We start from the raw sequence: 1,169 nt of genomic DNA on the forward strand, positions 1-1,169 counted from the left end.
CGGCGCGGGGGTCGTCGGCGTCGGCGATCGCGCGCACGACCGCGACCCGCGCGGCGCCCGCGGCGACGACGGCCGCGACGTTGCCGTCGTCGATCCCGCCGATCGCGACGAACGGCAGCGGGCCGCGGCTGGCGTGGCGGACCAGGTCGAGGCCGACGCCGGGCGTCCCGGCCTTGGTCGGCGTCGCATGGACCGGGCCGACGCCGATGTGGTCGGGGCCGCGCGCGGGATCGAGGGCCGCCGCCGCGTCGACCTGCCGCGGGCTGTGGGTCGAGAGGCCGAGCAGCCGTCCGTCGCCGACGATCGCTCGCGCCTCGGCGACCGCCAGGTCGTCCTGGCCGACGTGGACCCCGTCGGCGCCGCCGGCGACGGCCAGGTCGGGCCGGTCGTTGAGCAGCAGCAGCGTTCCGGTCGCGTCGCAGAGCGGCCGCAGCGCCCGCAGTCCCGCCACCAGCTCGTCGTCGGAGGCGTGCTTGTCCCGCAGCTGCAGCGCGTCGACGCCGCCGGCGATCGCCTCGGCGGCGACCTCGGCCAGCGGCCGCCCGCCGGCGACCAGCGGGGCGACCAGGTACAGGTGGACGGCGGCGAACCGGGCGCGACGCTGCTCGGGAGTCATCGCGGCCGAGTCTGGCAGCCGTCGGCGGGGGATCGCCGCGCGCCCGCGACCGGCTCGCGGCAACGTCGCCGCAACCGCGGCGGCCGGCCGGGCAGCTCGCGGAGCTACCATCGGGACGTCGCTGGACGCGCGCCGACGAGGCCGCGGGTCCGGGGCTGCGGGAGCCCACGCGGGCTGAGAGGGGGACGAGGTCCCCGACCGCCAACAGCTGATCCGGGTCATGCCGGCGAAGCGAGACCGACCGTGAACGACCTGCCCGACCCCGTCGATCCCCCGTCCTCCCCGGCGATGGCCGGCCGCGGGGCGGGCGCGGGCCCGCCCGACGTGCTGGTGCTCGGCGCCGGGCTGGCCGGGCTGGCCGCGGCCTGGGAGCTGCTGGAGGCCGGTGCCCGGGTGACCGTCGTCGACCGGTCGCCGCCGGGCTCCGGCACCAGCCACGTGGCCGCGGGGATGCTGGCGCCGGTCGTCGAGGCCGAGCCCGACCACCCCGAGCAGCTGGCGCTCGGCCTCGCCGCGCTGCGCGCCTGGCCCGCCTTCGCGGCGCGGCTGCGGG

2 protein-coding genes are annotated in these 1,169 nt (G+C 79.6%); one reads left to right on the top strand and one right to left on the bottom strand.

Translation table 11 applies throughout. The features are described 5' to 3' along the window. A partial coding sequence (gene thiE, locus PAI11_RS09665; RefSeq protein WP_040599550.1) for a thiamine phosphate synthase occupies nt 1-616 on the bottom strand: 616 nt, incomplete at its 3' end. A gap of 243 nt (nt 617-859) precedes the next feature. On the opposite strand from thiE, the gene PAI11_RS09670 reads away from it, so the two are divergent. Continuing rightward, the coding region (locus PAI11_RS09670; RefSeq protein WP_040599552.1) for an FAD-dependent oxidoreductase at nt 860-1,169 on the top strand (310 nt) is incomplete at its 3' end.

The organism is Patulibacter medicamentivorans (assembly GCF_000240225.1).
GTDB classification, from domain to species: Bacteria; Actinomycetota; Thermoleophilia; order Solirubrobacterales; family Solirubrobacteraceae; genus Patulibacter; species Patulibacter medicamentivorans.